This window comes from Paenibacillus sp. J22R3, from assembly GCF_056269305.1.
Map to the genome: position 1 here is coordinate 1395916 of NZ_JBWDNS010000002.1, position 18683 is coordinate 1414598.

General features: G+C 51.6%; 18 protein-coding genes and 1 tRNA gene. 16 read left to right on the forward strand and 3 right to left on the reverse strand.

Annotated elements, in window-relative coordinates:
- Positions 1 to 128: 128 nt before the first annotated feature.
- The 7 genes from AC0YN4_RS14220 to queC all read left to right on the forward strand — a co-directional run bounded on the left by AC0YN4_RS14220 (position 129) and on the right by queC (position 5560).
- Positions 129 to 1121: an eCIS core domain-containing protein gene (locus AC0YN4_RS14220; RefSeq protein WP_475780346.1), complete on the forward strand. Its 993-nt coding sequence runs from the start codon at positions 129 to 131 to the stop codon at positions 1119 to 1121.
- A 170-nt stretch (positions 1122 to 1291) separates the two neighbouring features.
- Positions 1292 to 1744 (forward strand): GyrI-like domain-containing protein, encoded by a 453-nt coding sequence (locus AC0YN4_RS14225; protein ID WP_090977979.1) that lies wholly within the window; start codon positions 1292 to 1294, stop codon positions 1742 to 1744.
- A 52-nt stretch (positions 1745 to 1796) separates the two neighbouring features.
- Positions 1797 to 2738, forward strand: coding sequence for a DMT family transporter (locus tag AC0YN4_RS14230; RefSeq protein WP_475780347.1), 942 nt, complete (start codon positions 1797 to 1799; stop codon positions 2736 to 2738).
- A gap of 53 nt (positions 2739 to 2791) precedes the next feature.
- Positions 2792 to 3595 (forward strand): PhzF family phenazine biosynthesis protein, encoded by an 804-nt coding sequence (locus AC0YN4_RS14235; protein ID WP_475836047.1) that lies wholly within the window; start codon positions 2792 to 2794, stop codon positions 3593 to 3595.
- 81 nt (positions 3596 to 3676) lie between these two features.
- The gene (gene queD / locus AC0YN4_RS14240; protein WP_475780349.1) at positions 3677 to 4159 is read left to right on the forward strand and encodes a 6-carboxytetrahydropterin synthase QueD; all 483 of its coding nucleotides are present in this window, start codon (positions 3677 to 3679) and stop codon (positions 4157 to 4159) included.
- The gene (locus AC0YN4_RS14245; RefSeq protein WP_475780350.1) at positions 4149 to 4862 is read left to right on the forward strand and encodes a 7-carboxy-7-deazaguanine synthase QueE; all 714 of its coding nucleotides are present in this window, start codon (positions 4149 to 4151) and stop codon (positions 4860 to 4862) included. Before queD ends, AC0YN4_RS14245 begins: the two co-directional genes overlap by 11 nt.
- 5 nt (positions 4863 to 4867) lie before the next feature.
- Positions 4868 to 5560, forward strand: a complete 693-nt coding sequence (gene queC / locus AC0YN4_RS14250; RefSeq protein ID WP_475780351.1) for a 7-cyano-7-deazaguanine synthase QueC — start codon at positions 4868 to 4870, stop codon at positions 5558 to 5560.
- An 85-nt stretch (positions 5561 to 5645) separates the two neighbouring features.
- On the opposite strand, the gene AC0YN4_RS14255 is transcribed toward queC, so the two are convergent.
- Positions 5646 to 6833, reverse strand: coding sequence for a GGDEF domain-containing protein (locus tag AC0YN4_RS14255; protein ID WP_475836048.1), 1188 nt, complete (start codon positions 6831 to 6833; stop codon positions 5646 to 5648).
- A 379-nt stretch (positions 6834 to 7212) separates the two neighbouring features.
- Between AC0YN4_RS14255 and AC0YN4_RS14260 the strand changes: the two genes are divergently transcribed.
- From AC0YN4_RS14260 to AC0YN4_RS14270, 3 genes are read left to right on the forward strand one after another with little or no spacing between them, the layout of a single operon-like run.
- Positions 7213 to 8355: a glycosyltransferase family 4 protein gene (locus tag AC0YN4_RS14260; protein ID WP_475780353.1), complete on the forward strand. Its 1143-nt coding sequence runs from the start codon at positions 7213 to 7215 to the stop codon at positions 8353 to 8355.
- A gap of 11 nt (positions 8356 to 8366) precedes the next feature.
- Complete coding sequence (locus AC0YN4_RS14265; protein WP_475836049.1) at positions 8367 to 9719, forward strand: metallophosphoesterase family protein; 1353 nt, start codon at positions 8367 to 8369, stop codon at positions 9717 to 9719.
- Positions 9716 to 13066 carry an AAA family ATPase gene (locus AC0YN4_RS14270; RefSeq protein ID WP_475836050.1) on the forward strand — a complete coding sequence of 1117 codons (3351 nt, stop codon included), beginning with the start codon at positions 9716 to 9718 and terminating at the stop codon, positions 13064 to 13066. Before AC0YN4_RS14265 ends, AC0YN4_RS14270 begins: the two co-directional genes overlap by 4 nt.
- A 98-nt stretch (positions 13067 to 13164) precedes the next feature.
- Here the strand turns inward: AC0YN4_RS14270 and AC0YN4_RS14275 are convergent, their stop codons facing one another.
- On the reverse strand, positions 13165 to 14205 hold the full coding sequence (locus AC0YN4_RS14275; RefSeq protein ID WP_475836051.1) for a YkvI family membrane protein: 1041 nt from the start codon (positions 14203 to 14205) through the stop codon (positions 13165 to 13167).
- A gap of 110 nt (positions 14206 to 14315) precedes the next feature.
- On the opposite strand from AC0YN4_RS14275, the gene AC0YN4_RS14280 reads away from it, so the two are divergent.
- A complete protein-coding gene (locus tag AC0YN4_RS14280) occupies positions 14316 to 15599 on the forward strand; it encodes an ArsB/NhaD family transporter (protein WP_475836052.1) in 1284 nt (427 codons plus the stop codon).
- Here AC0YN4_RS14280 and AC0YN4_RS14285 read toward each other — a convergent pair.
- Positions 15582 to 16304, reverse strand: coding sequence for a hypothetical protein (locus tag AC0YN4_RS14285; protein ID WP_475836053.1), 723 nt, complete (start codon positions 16302 to 16304; stop codon positions 15582 to 15584). The two genes, AC0YN4_RS14280 and AC0YN4_RS14285, sit on opposite strands and share 18 nt — an antisense overlap.
- A gap of 191 nt (positions 16305 to 16495) precedes the next feature.
- Between AC0YN4_RS14285 and AC0YN4_RS14290 the strand changes: the two genes are divergently transcribed.
- The 5 genes from AC0YN4_RS14290 to AC0YN4_RS14310 all read left to right on the forward strand — a co-directional run bounded on the left by AC0YN4_RS14290 (position 16496) and on the right by AC0YN4_RS14310 (position 18431).
- Entirely contained in the window at positions 16496 to 17065 is a 570-nt protein-coding gene (locus AC0YN4_RS14290; protein ID WP_090978007.1) for a xanthine phosphoribosyltransferase, read from the forward strand.
- Between the two features lie 88 nt (positions 17066 to 17153).
- Positions 17154 to 17474, forward strand: a complete 321-nt coding sequence (locus tag AC0YN4_RS14295) for a hypothetical protein (protein WP_090978009.1) — start codon at positions 17154 to 17156, stop codon at positions 17472 to 17474.
- A 90-nt stretch (positions 17475 to 17564) separates the two neighbouring features.
- Entirely contained in the window at positions 17565 to 17774 is a 210-nt protein-coding gene (locus AC0YN4_RS14300) for a hypothetical protein (protein ID WP_475780359.1), read from the forward strand.
- A 71-nt stretch (positions 17775 to 17845) separates the two neighbouring features.
- Positions 17846 to 18235 (forward strand): TFIIB-type zinc ribbon-containing protein, encoded by a 390-nt coding sequence (locus AC0YN4_RS14305; protein WP_475780360.1) that lies wholly within the window; start codon positions 17846 to 17848, stop codon positions 18233 to 18235.
- Positions 18236 to 18344: 109 nt separating this feature from the next.
- Positions 18345 to 18431 (forward strand) — tRNA-Leu (locus AC0YN4_RS14310).
- Positions 18432 to 18683 lie beyond the last annotated feature (252 nt).

An 18683-nucleotide genomic window follows, 5' to 3' on the forward strand; every position in this document is an offset into this window, starting at 1 on the left:
GGAAGGGATGCGAGCGTGAGAGTAGTGATGGCCTGCAGAATCTAGTGAATCATGACGAAAATTTTCATAGATTATGGTATATTAAGAGAAAAGCGGCTTGTTAGCGGATTCGGGGAGGCAATCTTTCAGTGAGAACTTTCGGTTCAGGCAAATCGATTCGTAAAATGGACAAAAGCACGTACGAGCAAGCTCCGGCCCAACGAGCCAAATCCAATTCGGTGGCTTCTGTGCAGCGTGCGCTGGCTAGTGGAGCGCCGCTTCAGGCATCAGACATGCATACGCTGCAGCGGTCGATCGGGAACTCGGCTGCTAAGCAGCTGACCGCAGGCAGCGGGAAGCCAATCATGGCCAAAATGACGATCAATCAGCCAACCGATGCGTACGAGCTGGAAGCGGATCAAGTCGCGTTTCGCGTGGCCAGCGACTTACAGTCCGATTCGAAGGATAGCGATTCCACTGCACAGCGGACAGAGGAGCAAGGCGAGTCGGAGGAGGAAGAGCTTCAGCTGAAGGCGGACAGCGCCGGGGCGATTCAGCGCGAGGAGCAAGGCGAGTCGGAGGAGGAAGAGCTGCAGCTGAAGGCGGACAGTGCCGGGGCGATTCAGCGCGAGGAGCAAGGCGAGTCGGAGGAAGAAGAGCTGCAGCTGAAGGCGGATAGCGCCGGGGCGATTCAGCGCGAGGAGCAAGGCGAGTCGGAGGAGGAAGAGCTGCAGCTGAAGGCTGACAGCGCCGGAGCGATTCAGCGCGAGGAGCAAGGCGAGTCGGAGGAAGAAGAGCTGCAGCTGAAGCGTGATCCGTTCTCGGTGATTCAGCGAGCAGAGGATGGCGCTCCTGCGGAAGCCAGTCCGGGAGTTGAGGAAACGATCAACGATCTTCGCGGTAAGGGACAGCCATTGCCGGATCGTCTGCGCCAGCAGCTTGAGGATTCTTTCGGAGCTGATTTCAGCAAGGTTTCGATTCACACCGATAATGCGGCGGATGATCTTGCGAAGAAGGTCGGCGCCAGAGCTTTTACAACCGGCAATGACATCTTCTTCCGTCAAGGCGAGTACAAACCGGGTACGGCAAGCGGGCTCCAACTTCTCAGCCATGAGCTTACCCATATCGTCCAACAGAACTAATCGGTTACGAAAGTGTAAAGCAAACTATTCCGCTTAGGAAAGTTTGCTTTTTTCTTGTCATATATCCGTAAGAAAGGCAATAAATAGTTACCAAACAAACCCGTGGACATGGTAAACTGATTACGGGTCAACCTAAAAGCGTCACTACACTTTGTGGGAGGTCATTCGCGATGCATAATTGCACTTTAGTTACGAAACCTGCCTTAAACATGGTCGGAATCAGCTACTGCGGTCCATATTCATCGTTTCCGGATGAAGCGATTCATCTGCAAAGCGAGTTTCTCTCCAGAAAGCATGAAATCGAAGGCGAAGTAAAGACAACCGTGCTGTACAGTCCATATTTCGGCAACGAAGTATTTGCGACGTATTGGGCATGTTTTGAAGTCCCCCATCTGAGTCAAGTGCCGGACGGCATGGTGCAGTTTACAATCCCGCAGCGCACCTACGCCATGGCAGCATGTACAAATAAACGCATCGGTGAAGGCTACGAGCAGCTATCGGCTTGGATGAACGAGGAGAAGCTGTTGAAGAGGGAAAATGCCGTATCCCTTGAAATCTTTTATATTGATGAACACTTGGAGGAGGAGCAGGTCGAACTGCTGATTCCCATTGTAGAACAATAAAGCTTCGTTCAACTGGCTGCCTGCACCGTATAAAGGAGAACTAGAATCAATCATGACAGCAGCCAAATTTTTCACCCACCCGTTAGGCATAATTGGAGCTTCCGTCAGCGCAACTTTGCTCTGGGGAAGCTCTTATCCGTTTATTAAACTGAGTTACGCAAGGCTAGGCATCGAATCGCATGACACGCTGGAACAAATTTTATTCGCAGGCTACCGCTTCACATTGGCAGGTCTGCTTATTCTGGCTTACATGCTGATACGGAAGGAGACGCTTCGTTATCAGCGGGGCAGCGGCGGCATGGTCGCGTCGATTGCGTTGTTCCAAACGGTTCTGCAGTACATTTTCTTCTATGCGGGATTATCGAAGAGCGCAGGCGTCGTAGGTGCAGTCATTGCCGGGACGATTTCATTCTTCCAAATTGCATTAGCGCATTTCCTATATAAAAATGACCGTATCAACGGAACCAAAGGCCTTGGGCTTCTAGTCGGCTTCTTGGGACTTCTTGTGCTGGGCTTATCCAAGCATGACGGAAACGGCGGGCTGCACTTCTCGTTAGGTGAAGTGCTGCTAATTGCGGCAACACTGTTTAATGCGATTGCGAATTTACTTTCCAAACGCGCTGCGGCTTCATATAGCATCCCGTACATTAACGGGTATCAAATGCTCGTCGGAGGGATTGTGCTTACCGTCATCGGAGCATGGCAGTCGGGCTTGGCACCTTTTCGTTTTGATGGAATCGCACTGCTCATGCTTCTTCATCTGGCACTCGTATCTGCGCTGGCATTCATGCTCTGGAATAATGTTATGAAATACAACAGTGTTGGCAGCGTCTCGATGTACCTATTCCTCATTCCGGTATTCGGCGTGCTGCAATCTGCCATGTTCCTTAGCGAACCGCTGTCCGCTGCAGTAATAGGCGCTTTGGCGCTCGTTTCCGCAGGGATTGTCATCGTGAACCGGCGTAAACGCGTAGTGAAGGCGGATCAAGCTTGAATAGGTTTAATGTGTGATGACTCGAACATTATGGCGAAGAGGTGATTATTACGATGTCCATTCCGATTTCGATTATAGATGCTTTTACATCCGTACCATTCCGTGGCAACCCGGCTGCCGTTTGCCTGCTTGCTGAGGCACGTGATGAGCAGTGGATGCAAGACGTGGCTGCGGAGATGAATTTGTCCGAGACTGCGTTCTTGCAGCAGAGAGAGGATGGAAGCTACGATCTCCGTTGGTTTACACCGACGGTAGAAGTGGATCTGTGCGGTCACGCCACGATGGCCAGCGCTCATTTCTTATGGGAGAATAATCATCTCCTACTAGATTGTACAGCCTCCTTCCATACACGCAGCGGTCTGCTCACCGCGGAACGGACAGAGGATGGTATTAGGCTGAATCTCCCATCAGAGCCCGCAGAGCCGATGAAAGCGCCGGAAGAACTCATACAAGGGTTAGGTTTAATTCCAAGGTATGTCGGGAAGAACCGCATGGATTATTTGGTGGAGGTCGACAGCGTCCAAACCGTGCAGACATTAAAGCCTGATTATGCAATGCTGGCAAAGGTAGAAGCAAGAGGGATTATCGTGACGAGCAAAGGAACGGGGAAGCCGGGCGATTATGATTTCGTATCACGCTGTTTCTATCCGGCATCCGGATGCAATGAGGATCCTGTTACCGGTTCGGCTCATTGCGCGCTTGCACCTTATTGGCAGCGACGCTTGCGTCAGTCTGCTTTCATGGCTTATCAGGCATCTCCAAGAGGAGGCGAGCTGTACATCGAGCTCGAGAATGATCGAGTTCTGTTGTCCGGTCAGGCGGTAACCGTAGTGAAGGGGCAGCTTACAGGTCAGTAGGTAGAAATCCCTATCTAGATACAAGCCGCAACTTGTGCTATAATTGCATATTGCAATTGCATAAAGGGGAAGGTGTGGAACGTGACTTACGAGATTCCGAAACATATCGAGCAGTTCGGCGAAGATATTCAGGAGAATCAGCTCCGATATCATAACCGACGGGTGATCGTTTCCAAGGAATTTACATTTGATAGTGCGCATCATTTGCATTTATATGAAGGCAAGTGCAAAAGCCTGCACGGCCATACTTATAAGCTTCAAACGATTATGTCCGGGAAGACCGATCATCGCGGACTGACCATCGATTTTGCCGATATGAAACGGATTGCCAAAGAGCGGGTAATCGATAAGCTCGATCATCGCTATTTGAACGAAGTGCTGCCTCCGATGAATACGACGGCAGAGAATATGGTCGTTTGGATTTATGAGCAAATCCACGATGCGCTTCTGGAGGAAGGGCATTACCCGAATATCCGCATCGAAGAGATTCGCTTATGGGAAACACCGACGAGCTATGCGGCTGTAACACGCGACATGATGGAGGCGGACGAGAATGCCGGATAAGGATACAGCGCCGACTGAGGGGCGCTCCATTCGGCTTCCGATGGTGGAAATTTTCGAAACGGTCGAAGGCGAAGGCACACGTGCCGGGTTTCCGACCGTTTTTGTACGTCTGTTTGGCTGTAATTTGCGCTGTGTTTGGTGCGATACGAAGTACAGCTATCCACCGGCAGAGGCAGAATTTACAATGACGATTGAAGATATTGTGTCCCAAGTGGAGCAGCAATATAAAGCCGAATATATTTGCATGACCGGGGGCGAGCCGCTTCTGTACGGCAGTCGTTCAGCAGCGCTGCTGCAGGCGTTATGTGATATCGAGCGGATTAAAGACGTACATGTGGAAACAAACGGGGCAATTGATCTTGCACCGTTCCTCCGGGATATCCATTCTTCGAAGGCTAGATACATTATGGATTATAAGCTTCCGGATTCGGGGGAGAATGCGGCGATGCTGCATGATAACTTCGCATTGCTGCGGGAGCAGGATGAAGTGAAATTTGTCATTGCAACGGATCGTGACTTTGATGCTGCTGTGCAAACGCTGAAGGAATATCCGACAGCTGCGCTTGCGCTCTTTAGTCCCGTGTGGGAGAGCATGCCTCCGGCTAAGCTGGTGGAGAAGCTGCTCGCTAGCGGACTAACAGGGGTGAAGCTGAACTTACAGCTGCACAAGATCATTTGGGATCCGGCTAAGAGAGGTGTGTAAGGGTTATGAAGAAAGCGGTTATTATTTTGAGCGGCGGTCTGGATAGTACGACTTGCATGGGTTATGCCAAAGAAGCAGGTTACGAACTATACCCGATCACGTTTAACTACGGACAGCGCCATATTATGGAGCTGAACAATGCGCGCGCGGTTGCTGAGTTTTACGATGTAAGCGAACGCTTCAAAATCATTGAGTTAGGCTTCTTGCGTGATTTTGGCGGAAGCGCACTGACGGATGATTCGATCGAAGTGCCGAAGATGGGAGCAGATCCGGTACCCGATGAAGTCGGCGAAATTCCGGTTACATATGTACCGGGACGTAACTTGTTGTTCTTGTCGATTGCTACGTCGTTCGCAGAGAGCGTTGGAGCTGAGGCGATCTATATTGGCGTAAATGCGCTGGATTACAGCGGATACCCGGATTGCCGGCCAGAATTCATCGCGAAGGTGGAAGAGGTTATTGCAATCGCAACTAAAGTAGGTGTGGAAGGCAAGCCGATCTCAATCGAGACGCCTCTTATACATCTAACGAAAGCCGGCATCGTAGCAGAAGGTATGCGTATGGGCGTTCCTTATAACCTGACAACGTCATGCTATAACGGAGAACCAGAGGCATGTGGCGAGTGCGACAGCTGCCGACTGCGTTTGAAGGGTTTTGCTGAAGCCGGAACAACAGATCCAATTCCTTATAAATCCTAATAAAAAGACAGTTCATGCGAGCAGGGAGAATCCTACCGCGTGAACTGTCTTCTTTTATTATGCGAATATTCCGAGCTGAACAAGGTTAAGCCTGCTGTGAGCTTCGTTTGGCGGTATCATCCGAACTCCGTGTCCGTTGACGCATGGAGGAGTGGAGGGTCACTTTGTTCTTACCGGTCGTCTTCGATTGGTACATCGCTTCATCGGCTTGACTTACAATCTCTGCAATGGATGCGCCTTCTCGACTTGCGCTTACGCCGATGCTGATTGTGACCATCGTCTCTTTCTCTACCCGGCTGCGAATGGTTTCGGCCACGACCTCCGGCTTCACGTTAGGCGCAGCGACCAGACCGAGCAGTTCTTCACCGCCATAGCGGCCGGCCGTACCGATGCTTGCTGTTTCGTCCCTTACTATTTCTGCGACCTGTTTAAGGACGCCGTCGGCTTTATGATGTCCTTGGGTATCATTAAGTTTCTTGAAGTTGTCGATATCACAGAAAATAATCGCGATCCGTTTCGTATCCCGAAGCAGCTGCTCGGCTTTCTTAGTGAAATGGCGACGATTGTACAAGCTCGTTAAGCCGTCCGTAATCGAAGATTGGAAGGTCATCAACAACCGTTCCAGCACCCATTCGAACAAGAGCAGGAAAAGAAGCGAATAATAGATGACAGGGAGCAAGTGGCTCAGAATGACAAGCATCGGGACTTTCCCGTGAAATACATAGCCGTCTGCCAAATCAGACAGCTGATAGATGAAGTAAACGATCAGGCTGGCTGAATAGTTGAAGCGTTGATCGATGCCTCTTAAATTTAGCAAAATGATGAAGTTAAGAATGAGTCCATAAAAGTCAACCGCCAGCAGCTGTGCTTGCGCGGTACTGGTTTCAGGTGAGAGCGAAATCTGGGCACCGGTTACAAGGATCAGCCCGATAAACATGAGCAGGAAAGGCATGCCTTTCAATCTTGTGCTAGGTCCGGTATACAATTTCATGAAAACAAAGTTAATAATAATAAAGGAGAGCAGGCTGACAAATGATTGCGCTAAGTCTGAGTAATAGGAGCTCATTTGACCAGGGAAAGACAGGCCAATGAGTGCGCCGTTCTGGATAATCACAATCGGAAGCACGATTATTAGAATGAAGTAGGTACGGTTGCGTCTGTAACTCTTATAAAGCTTGACTGCCATAAACAGCATGAGAACGAGTATGGTCATTACACAAGCAGATGCAAAAATTTGTCCGGTCGTACCGGCAAGCCACTGAAGAATCGTCATGTTAAGACCACCTAAGAAGAGTGTAAACGCAGGAAGTATGTACGGCGTGAAGGGAACCTAACACTGCACTACAGAAACGTATGTTCTGTTATACTCTATATTCTAAGTAAAAGAGCCATGCAATTCAAGGCTTTTTATTATAACCGCCTCAACTCGGATCCTACTTCCCAACTAAGAAGTGGGTTATTTGGCATCTTTGTATGAATAGATTTACATATTGCCTCCGAGAGGGTATGCTGACATTTGTGCTCATGCAACGTTGTCGTACATGGAAGCATACAATGAAATATGGTAAAGTAGAGAGGCCCAATGAACGTGGATAATTGGCCTTTTACGATAGGTCGTAATCATGCAAGTTTTGATTGAGGAGGCTTTGCACATGAACATTTTGCAGGCATTGTTTTTCCCTCCGGAGCAACCGGGCGGCGTGTCCTCAATGGTTCCTTACATTCAAGAACGATTTAATAAAATCGGCTGGCCGATGGAGTTATTCTCCCTTCCGAAACGGGTTAGGGGCAAAGGCCAAGAGCCAGTTACGTTCGAAACATTCGATATTAGCAACTACGAGGGTAATCCCATTATCGATAAATATTTGCAAACCTACCGCGATTACGTTTGGTGGACGAAGCTGCGCATTCAGAAATCGTATGATCTCATTCATGCTCATCATCCTATTCCGGCGCTGGTGATGAAACAGCTTTACCCGGATACGCCGCTAGTCATGACGATTCATTCCAGTTACGAACGTGAGCTGATTCTGAATGGCAAAATCATTGAAGGCGGCATGGAGCATCGTTTCTTAACCTCGATCTACAGGGAGCTTGAGCTGAAAGCGGATCGGATTCTGACGCCTTCCGAAGCATTCCGCAGCTATATGCGGCCTTATGTGAACGATGCCGATCGCATTCAGGTCATTCCGAACGGGTTTGATGAGAAACGGTTTAAACCGATTTCCCATGAGAACGAGGTCGTACAACTGATTACGGTATGTCGCCTTGTTCCTGCAAAAGGGCTGGATATTCTGCTTCATGCCTGTGCCCAGCTGAAAGCGCGCGGACAGAACTTCGTCCTTCATATTATCGGCGATGGACCAAGCAGACTTGAGCTGGAGCAGCTTGCACAGAAGTTAAACTTGTATGATGATATTATCTTCTATGGCTACATGCTGCACCCGGAAGAGTTTATGCCTTTCTTCGATGTCTTCGTACTGCCATCACGAGCGGAAGCATTCGGCTCCGTATTCGCTGAGGCAGCGTTATGCTGGTTGGCTTTGGTCGGTACGAATGTAGGCGGTATTGCCGAGCAGATCGACGATGGAATCAACGGTCTCTTGGTGGAGCCGGAGAATCCGACAGCGCTCGCGAACGCGCTTGAGAAGGTCGTATCCGATCAGGATTTCCGCTACAATATGGCCCGGGCGGCGTGGAATAAAGCGAAACGCGTGTACTCCTTACAGCGGGTAATCGCTCAATTGAAGCAAGTGTATACGGAAATAAATCCGGAAGCGGACAGGGCAGAATAGGGAGTTAGGACATGGGAGTCTCATTTCGATTTATTCATGCTGCGGATTTGCATGTCGATAGTCCTTTTCGCGGATTGACGGAGGTACCTTCCCATGTAAGGGAAGGACTTGGATCCTCGACCTTTCAGGCTGTTCGCCATTTGGTCGAGGCGGCACTGCGCGAAGCAGTTGATTTTGTAGTCATTTCCGGCGATCTCTATGATATGGCCGACAGATCGCTCCGAGCGCAACTATCGTTGCAGCGGGAGTGGCAGAAGCTGCATGCCCAAGGCGTGCGGCTATTTGTTATTCATGGCAATCATGATTCGTTATCAGGCACGCAGGCTAATTTGGAATGGCCATCTTCGGTTCATTTCTTCGGATCGGATACGGTGGAAGCTGTACCCGTATATACCAAGGAAGGCGAATTGGCTGCTCATGTGCATGGGATCTCCTATGGGACACGGGTTGTAACTGCGAATTTGGCATCACGTTACAAGCCTATAGCCGATGGTTCGTATCAAATCGCGCTGCTGCATGGCACGGTGGACGGACATGCCGGGCATGATCCCTATGCGCCTTGCAGCTTGGCGGAGCTGATTGGTGCGGGCTTCCACTATTGGGCGCTCGGACATATTCATCAGCGTGCTGTGCTACATAGTTATCCGCATGTCGTATATGCCGGCAATACGCAGGGCAGACATGCCAACGAGACTGGTGCGAAGGGCTGTTATCTCGTAGACGTCAGCGATACCTTGGAGACGAAGCTGCGATTTCTTCCCTTAGACACGATAAGGTGGGAGACTTTGCGTGTATCCATCGCAGGTATTCAGTCCGAGCAGGCATTGCTTCATGCATTGGAACAAGCTGTCGCTTCGGCAGTGGCGAATGGTGAAGGCAGGTCGCTTATGATCAAGCTGCACCTTGAGGGCCGAGGCCCAATGCATCGCTTATTAACGGATGCAGTCGTAATCACGGAACTGCTGGGCGCACTAAGAGAACGAATCGGAGAGTTTGATGAGAGTTTGAACGCCGTGGCCGGCATGCAGTGGAGCTGGCTCCATAGTCTAGAAGCTGCAACAGGAGCAGAATTGGATCTGGATGCTCTGTCCGTAGAAGATAGTTTTACAGGTGAACTGATTCGAAGCAGCAACGCCGCGCAAGTGGACGAGCAAGCGATGCGGCAGCTGCTCGAAGAAGCGCTTCAATCTTTATCGAGCAATGCCAGAATTCGTAAGATGGTACGAGCCATGCAAACAGAACGAGCTGCAGGATGGTTCGAGCAAGCTAGGGAGCTTGCGGCCGGGATGTTGACTGAGGAAACAGATGGACAGATAGAGTCGTTACCCGAGCAAGAAGCAGGACAAGGAGGCGGGCGTAATTGAAGCTTCAAGGACTTCATGTAGAAGGCTTCGGGAAGCTGAGCGACCTTCACTGCAAATTTGATGCACCCGTAACCATAGTTTACGGACATAACGAGGCAGGCAAAAGCACGATGCTCGGATTCGTTCGCGCGATGCTGTTCGGTTTTGCGAATAAAGGCAATCCGGCTGAACGACAGGAGCCGGTTAATGGCGGCAGACATGGCGGCCGATTGTTCTTCGACAATCATGCAGGACAACCTTTTGTGCTGGAGCGTTACAGCAGTGCTGCGGGGAAAGTGAACCTTCGCCGGCTTGACCCGGTGGGAAGCAGCGGGAATGGTGGAATTGAGACACTCACGCAGTCGATGTGGGAGCGTTTGTTTCTGGGCGGCGTCAACGAGCGATTGTTCCGAGAGCTGTTTGCGATCTCATTATCAGAGCTGCAGGCGATCGGAATGCTGGAAGGCGATGAACTGGGTAAGCAGCTGTATCATGCAGGCTGGAATGGCGGCAGTGCGATCGCGAAGACGGAGAAGCTGTTAAATACACAGCTGGATCAATTGTATCGTCCGCGTGGAAGCACGCAGCAAATGAATAAGCTGATGAAGACGCTCGACGAACTCGATGCGCAGCTCCGTCAATCGGAGGATAGTATTGCCGTATTTAATGAGCTGAGTTCATCGCTTGCCGAGATTGAAGGTGATCAGTCTTATGTGGAAGAGCTGCTCCCTTCTGTGAGGGAGAAGGAAGCGTTGTTGACAAGAGCGGTTCACTTGCGTCAGAGGTGGATCGATCGGCTTGCGCTGCTGAAAGAGCAAGAGGCTTATGGCGATGCGCCAAGGCTTGTAGCAGATGCGCGCGCGAAGACAGAGGCAATAGCGGCAGAGCTTATTCGTTTGCATGGGGAAAGACAGCACAATAAGGAACTAGCGCAGAGGCAATCGCAGCAATTGGCGTTATTGTCTTACGACGATCAGTTGATCGCAAGTGAACATGAGATTGAAGCCTTGCTGCTGTCAGCAGAGCATATTGCGGCTTCCAGGCAGAGTGCTGCTGAGCTTTCCGCAGAAATGCGCGAACACGAGGAGACGGCTAGCCGACTGATTCATCGTATCTCTCCGAACTGGACCGAAACGGAGCTGCGCTCCTTCCCAAATGGAGTCGCAGATCGGGAACAGGCGAGGGTGTTCCGAGCTGCGCTTCAGGACAGCTCGAAAGTTCACGGGCATGCGGAAGCGGAGCTGCGCGCAGCCTCGCAGCTGGCTAAGGAAGCGGCCGCGCAGCTTTCTGAGGTGGATGGGGATATTGGCGTGCGGGCTCGTGGGAATTCGGCAGCAATCGAGCTGCTGCCGGATTCTCCGGAGACTCTTCGGCTTGCTGCACGACAGTTTGAGGAAGCGTGGCATGAACTGGAATTGGCGAAGCTTCGCGCTGCGCATGACGCTGCAACGACGTTGCAGCGTTCCGAAGATGAGCTGCAGCAGCGGTCGAGAGAGGGGCACTCCTCGCAGCTGCGGGTTGGAAGCGGCGCTTATTGGGCAGCCGTAGCGGTTACGGCGGCCGGCGCAGCCGTGCTTGTCGTTGTCGGCGAGCCGGTAGCGGCAGCTGTCGCTGGTGTTGCCGCAGTGGCGCTCGCGGCGCCGGGATTGATGAGGTTTGGTAGGCCGTCAGGCAGCGTATCGCAAGGTAGAGACGGCGGACGCAGCCGAGCAGGACGCAGGCGCGTGCAGGAGGAGTCCTCCTTCGGGAGGAGGGATGCTTCTGACGCGCTGCGTGCCGAAGCGGAGAAGCGCGTTGTTGCTGCGGTGCAGCAGCTTGTCCGCGAGCCTGCGGGTATTCTGGCAGCGCTGCTGGCACGGGAGCAGCACGAAGCTCCTGCGATGCAGCAGGCAGAGCTGTCCGCGGCATGGCGGCAGACCGCCGCTGCAAGAGACGGCCGCGTCTTGGACGCTGCCGGTGGCGCAGCAGGCGCGGCTGCGCCAGTGCTCGCGCGGCTGCGCGCTGCGATCGACGCGCGGCAGGACGAGCTCCGCCTGCGCGCCGGCACCGCTGAGCGCCGCGGAGAACTTGCGCGCCGCCATGCGCGTCTGCGCGCGCAAGAGGACGCCGCCCTCGCCGCGGTGGACCACGCGGCCGAAGCGGCAGCAGCCATCGCGGCCAGATGGCGCGAATGGCTGACCGCGTGCGACCTGCCGGCTTCGCTCACGCCGGAAGCGGCCGCGGAAACCTTCGATCTTGCCGAGCAGGCGCTGCTGCGGCTGCAATCGTATGACCGCGCAGCAGGCAAGGCTGCGCGGCTGCAGGCGGAGGTGGCCGCCTTCGAAGACGCGGTCTTGCAGCTTAGCGCGGCATTCCCCGCGGCGGTCAATCGCGCGCATGGCGACGCGGCCGCGGCCGTCCGGATGCTGCACGCGGAAGCGAGCCGGCATGCGGCGGCAAGCAGCCGCGCCGAGGAGCTGCAAGCGCGGCTCGCGGAGCTGGAGCAGCAGGCTGCGCAGCTGGCCAAGCTCACGCTCGACTTGGAAGCGAAGCAGCGGCAGTGGTTCGCTGCCGCGCGCGTGAGCAATGAACTGGAATGGCTGGAAGCGTTGCAGCGTTCTGAGCGACTGGCGGAAATCGAAGCGGAGCGCTATCGGCTCGATGCGGAGCTTACGGCGGGTTTGACAAGTGGACAGCGCGAACAGCTGGAGACTTGGTATTCCGCTAGCGATGGCAATCAGCTGGCGCAGATGCAAGAGGAAGCGAAGCGCGAGCTTGAGCAGCTGGAGCGGCGCAGAAGCGAGCTGCTCGAGCAGAGCGGACGCAAGCGCCAGCAGCTGGAGCAGCTGCTGCAAAGCAGCGGCAGATCGCGGCTGATTATGGAGCGGGAGCAGGCAACGGCTGCGCTGGAACAGTTGATAGAGCGATATGCGGTAGGGGCGATTAGCATGACGATGATTCGCCGAACCAAACGAGTCATGGAGGAGCAGCGACAGCCGGGCGTACTTCGCGAAGCGTCGCGGATTATGTCAAGGCTATCGCAAGGAAGCTACAAACGGATTTCGATTCCGGAAGGAGAGCAAACGATCTCACTGGAAACGAAAGACGGAAGGCTGGTTGAAAGCAAACTGCTCAGCAGAGGAACTGCTGAGCAGTTATATCTGGCGATGCGACTAGCGCTCGCCGATGAGGCGGCAGCCTCAATGGAACTGCCACTATTGCTTGACGATCCACTCGTTAATTTTGATCTGATCAGGCAGACAGCGGCCGTCGAAGTGCTCGGCGAGCTGGCAGAACGACGCCAAATTGTGCTGTTTACCTGCCATGATCACATGAGAGACTTAGTACGTACCATTCTGCCGCAAGCCGAACTAATTCATTTATCTTAGTAGATATAGATTGTGTTACCCTCCCGCCGCAAGCCCAACTAATTCACTTATCTTAATCAATGAAAGGGCTCGTTGCTCTCCGCTTGCTCTGAACGCGGCTACTCCCCAGCAGGAGGCCGCTGCTTAATCAGCAGCACCAGCCAGCCAAGGCTGATCAACCCAAACAGCGGGTAGAGCGTGGAGAGGAGCGGGCCAAATCCGATTTGGCTCGCTACATAACAGGAGGCTAACGTCAGAATCGTGAGCAGGGTACGGGAGAGTTTGAGTCGTTCCTGCATTTGCAGCGTTAACCCGTACACATCGGCTATCAGAGTCGTGAAGATTTCGGCGAAAATCAAGAAGATATAGATCCACTGAATGCCATGGCCAAGCTGACGCGCGATACCGCCCATCGGAATTGCGAATTGCTGGATACCAGGCATATACACCGATAATGCGATGTGGCCGGCAAGCAGCATGAAGCCGATCCCGATGCCGCCGATCCATGAGCCGTAAACGATCGTTTTGCGATCTCGCATTTCTGCGCCAAGCGGGACAAGCACGGCTTGAGCCATAGATAAATTGAAAGCGGCGTAGAGGAATGGAGAGGCCCAGATGGAGATGGGCGAATGATCGCTTGTCAGAAGCAGCCACCGATCCGAGCCCGGCGTTTTGACCGTATCGATGATGATGAGCACCGTGAAGAGCAGCATGACCGGCACGACAATCGCGTTCACGGTCAAGATCGCATTCATCCCTTTGCGCAGCAGGAAGAAGCAGCCGACCATCGTAATCAGCAGGCCGGTTTGATAGGAGAAATTCCAGTTTTCCGAGAATATCGCACCGGCACCGGCAAGCATAACGGCACAAACGCCGAATAATACGATGAGCATGAAATGGCTGATCCAGCGGCCGAAACGATCGCCGAACAGCACCTTATTGACGTCCTCATAGGATTTTGCCCTGACGTCGCTTGCAATCAGCATCATTTTGGCACCGAGCCACACAAACATGATCGTGGCCATTAGAATGGTAACGGCACCCAGAACACCAAATCGAGTAAAAAATTGCAAAATCTCTTGTCCGGTTGCAAAACCTGCGCCGACTACCGTACCCATATACGTAAACGCGATTTGCATGATTTTACTCGCTCTTTTCATACGTACACATAACCTGCCTTTCATACAATACCTACTAGTAAAGGTATGTCCAATCAGGGACAGGCATGACTATTATCCTTCTTATAAGAGAAAGCGGTGGATTTACTGTTATGGCTATGGTAGTTGCCATTAGTGTTTTCTCTGTATCCCTCGTACTGATTGTATGGAAGCCAAAAGGAATTCACGAAGCAATCGTCGCCCTTCTCGGCGCCGCATTGTTATTCGTAGCCAGGCTGCTTACGCCGGAGGATGCGGCTTACATATGGGGCTTTGTCTGGAATGCGACCTTCTCCTTAATCGGCATTATGCTGTTTACGGCGCTTCTGGACGCGAATGGATTTTTTCGTTGGGCAGCACTCCATATCGTTCGAACCTTTCATCATAAGCAGCTGCGCCTGTTAATCGGATTATGCGCGCTTGCTGCGGCAATCACCGTGTTCTTCAACAATGACGGCACGATCCTGATTATGATTCCGATTGTGCTGGAAGTAACGGCATTGCTTCAACTGTCTCGCAGGAGCAGTATCGCCTTCCTGCTTGGTGTAGGTTTAATGGCAGACACAGCAAGCGCGCCGCTTATGATGAGCAATTTAACGAATATACTGACCGCGGATTTCTTTGATCTGTCCTTTGGGGAATATGCCAGAACGATGATTCTTCCGGGAATCGTCGCGATCGTGGTGACGATTGCGGTTACGGCAGGCTACTTCGGACGCAGCATTCGAGCAGAAGAAGAGAGGCCGCACGCGCCTGAATCCTTTCCTGATCCAACTTCAGCGATCGGCCATAAAGGGCTGTTCTACTTATCTTGGGTCATCATTGCGGCCATCATGGGCGGCTATCTGGTAGCGGACAAAATCGGAGTTCCGGTTGCGGCGATTGCCTTGACGGGAGCTGCAGTACAGTGGCTTGCAAGTATGGCTGTCGGACAAGGAGACGTGAAAAAGACGCTCCGCGGAGCGCCCTGGCTAATCGTCGTATTCGCCTTGTCGATGAATCTTATCGTCTACAGTATGTATCTTCATGGTGCAGTGAGCTGGTTCCCTCACGCAATCGAATCGTTGACGGAACAAGGACCATTGATCGGCATCCTCGGCTCTGGTGCGCTGTTCTCCTTGCTCAGCGCGGCAGTTAATAATTTGCCGGCTGTGCTCGTATCGTCACTTGCCATCGAACAGATGGCAGGGCCGCATTATTTGCCCTACGCCAGCTTACTCGGTACTTCCGTCGGCGCCAAGCTGACACCGATTGGTTCTCTCGCAACGCTTCTGTGGCTGCAGCTGCTGCGCAAAGGCGGCATCGATATGTCTTGGCGGGAATACGCCAAATACGGACTGCTACTGACCGTACCGATATTGTTGAGTGCACTTCTAACCTTATGGCTTATCTGGTAGTAAGAAAAGCTTCATTGAAAGTACCTTTTTCGTTTGAGGATCAAGGTCCAGTTTCAGCAATGCCCCTGTAGCCTGATAAGCGAGCACGCTTGCGGTATGCGTCGTCGGTTTTCCTAAAGCTGTAGTCACAGCGCTCTCGCTGTCACCTACACGAAGACCGCTCAAGCTGCTCGAGACATTCTTCTCGAAAACTTCTACGAACCGAACTTTCTTATCCGAACCATATCCGACGGAGAACCCGGGATATTCAATAACGGTAATCGTCTCTTTCTCATCCTTAATCGTATAGCTGTCCGTTTGTTTGCCCAGTCGTAGATCCAGAACTGTCTTTGCATCACCAATCGAGATGCCGTGGAGCTTAGGGGCTTTGGGATCCCACTTCGGCTCTTCCTTCACGGCAGCCTGCTTCGTTCCGGCTTTACCTGTGGAGGATTCTGTCTGCGCATCCGCGATTGTTGTGTCTTGAGAAGGGGTCTCTTCGAATAGAGTCTCTTGACCGTCGCCTTTTGAAACATAGGCCTTCTGAGGGCTGTCGGAATGGTCGTCAATGAGTGACCCGGATTGTTCAGCCGTTAACCGGCCTGTATTTGTAGTTTCAAGCCCTGCGACGCCAAGCGAGCAGCTTGAGAGCAGAAGAAGCATCGTGCAGGCAGCGGCGGCATAGGCGATTTGTTTGGTTGTTAAACTCGTTATCGTTCGTGTCATGCGTGTCACACCTCCTAGATGTACGTCTGGTATCCGATCCGTATCGTTGTTAAACAGTTAGACGTCGATAATGGAAAAAAGTTGCAATGATAAGCTGCTGTTTCGTTATATTTTTTGCCGATTAGTTGCGCTGTTGGTGTTCCATATGATACCTTTAACGGAAAAGATTTTTTCTGGTGGAGGGAAAGCGAATGGAACTGCTAAAAGAACGCATACTGCGTGAAGCCTCTATTCTAAATCAAGATGTACTCAAGCTGGATGCCCTGTTAAATCATCAGGTCGACCCGATCCTTACCCAAGAGATGGGTAAAGAATTTGCGCGCTTATATGCGGAAACGCCGATTACGAAAGTCATCACGGTGGAATCATCCGGCATACCGGTTGCTTTTACGACAGCCCTGGCACTTGGGGTGCCGCTCGTATTTGCTCGTCGGAAGAAAACGCTCATCGCTGATCCGGATGCCTACTGCGAACGTGTCCCGTCATTCACGAAAGGCATTGTAACGGACATTATGGTTTCCCGTCAATTTCTGACGCCGGACGATACCGTACTATTCATCGACGATATCATCGCTAACGGCGATGCAGCCCGTGGTCTCATCAAAATTATCGAGCGTTCCGGTGCAACCTTGGCAGGACTTGGCATCGTAGTGGAGAAATCATTCCAAGCGGGAGCACGTACGATTCGTGAACAAGGCATTCGTGTTGAATCGCTGGTGCGTATCGCTTCGCTGGATGGCGGAAAAATTCGTTTCGAATAGGTTCCAGATAAATTCCATGATCATCATCTTTTCGAGTTGAATGAATTGGCTTATAATGATCGTAAGTGACGGATTGGAGGCACAACATATGGGACAATTATCTGCTGATTATTTAGTAACCAAGTTGTCGGAAGCGAAGAACCATTTCGAACGTGCTCTTGATTGCAAGCATACGGATTTTGATGACTTGTATCCTTATATGATTGAGCATCCGCAGTTTTTCTGGTATAAACGGTATGTTGCATGGTCCGAACTCCTTACGATTGTGAAGCTCTCTACCGAGCTTGAGATGGATTGGAAAGAACAGTTCACAGAGAAACAAGCGGAGTATATCACTAGCCGCGTAATGTCGTCTCGGGTTCTTGATGAATGGTACGAAACGAATGATTCGAAGGAACATGTTAGCTGAGCGTAGAAACGAAACAAGTGAATGGAGAGACCTCAATGCTGGCATTCCTTGCCGTATTGAGGTTTTTTTATAGAAATGGAGAGAATGAGAATGATAACAGAAGCACAGCTGGATCAATTTCGTGTAGACGGAACACCGTTGCGCGTAGTAAGAGATGGGATAGAAGCTAATGATGTACTCGGTATTGTCGTCGCATGGGATGCCGATTCCGTCGTCATTCGCAAGCGCAGCCGCAGAGTGGTCAAACTAAGCAGAAGCTATGTCTATGAACCGGTGACGGCGCCTCGAACAGAGCTGTAAATGAGAAAAAGTTGAAACGAAATGCAGGATCATCCGTATTGGTGTAGCAAACGTTACTGGAGGTTATTCGAATGAAATGTCCTGTATGTTCAGATGTTCGTATGCGCGAGATAGAGAAGGACGGCGTTCTAATCGACGTTTGCCCGGACTGTAAAGGGGTTTGGCTGGATCGCGGGGAGCTGGACAAGCTTGTACGCGGTGTCAAAGAAGTTCGCGATGACTACGACCGCCTGGAGCGCAACGTTCAAGTCAACCCTGCTTATCCGCCGAATGAGTCCCATTACGATCAAGATCGTGATCGGCATCGCAGTCAAGGGCAGGATCACAATTATAACACCGGCAAAGGCTACAGTCAGAACGGTTATGACTCGCATGGGTATGATAAACATGGTTATGATAAATACGGCAAGCCACGCAAGAAGAAAACAATGCTTGATGTTTTCGGAGACCTGTTCGAATAAACTATAGTTAGAAATTTTCAACATTAATCCTTCATCTTGACTTCGGCTGATCCGGATGCCATAATTACAAACGTGATTGCGGTTTGTACCGCAGGAACATCTGCCAGATGCGGTCGTGGCGGAATTGGCAGACGCGCTAGATTCAGGTTCTAGTGGTGTAACAGCCGTGGAGGTTCGAGTCCTCTCGACCGCACCAATTATTTAAATCGTAAGGGTTTGGGATGCCTAGCAATGATTAGGCTGACCAGACCCTTTTTTGATTTCGTAAGACCACTTTCTTCCGGTAGAAATAACCGTTGAAGGAAGTGGTTATTTTTGATAGGAAATTCTAGCAAGGTATTGGTTCAAATTGTAAGTTACTAGGAAGCGACAAGAATATATGGGAAATCGAGGAAGATGAGAGTGTGGAACTATCTTTTTGTTTGCTTTACTTTAATATAAATGTCGT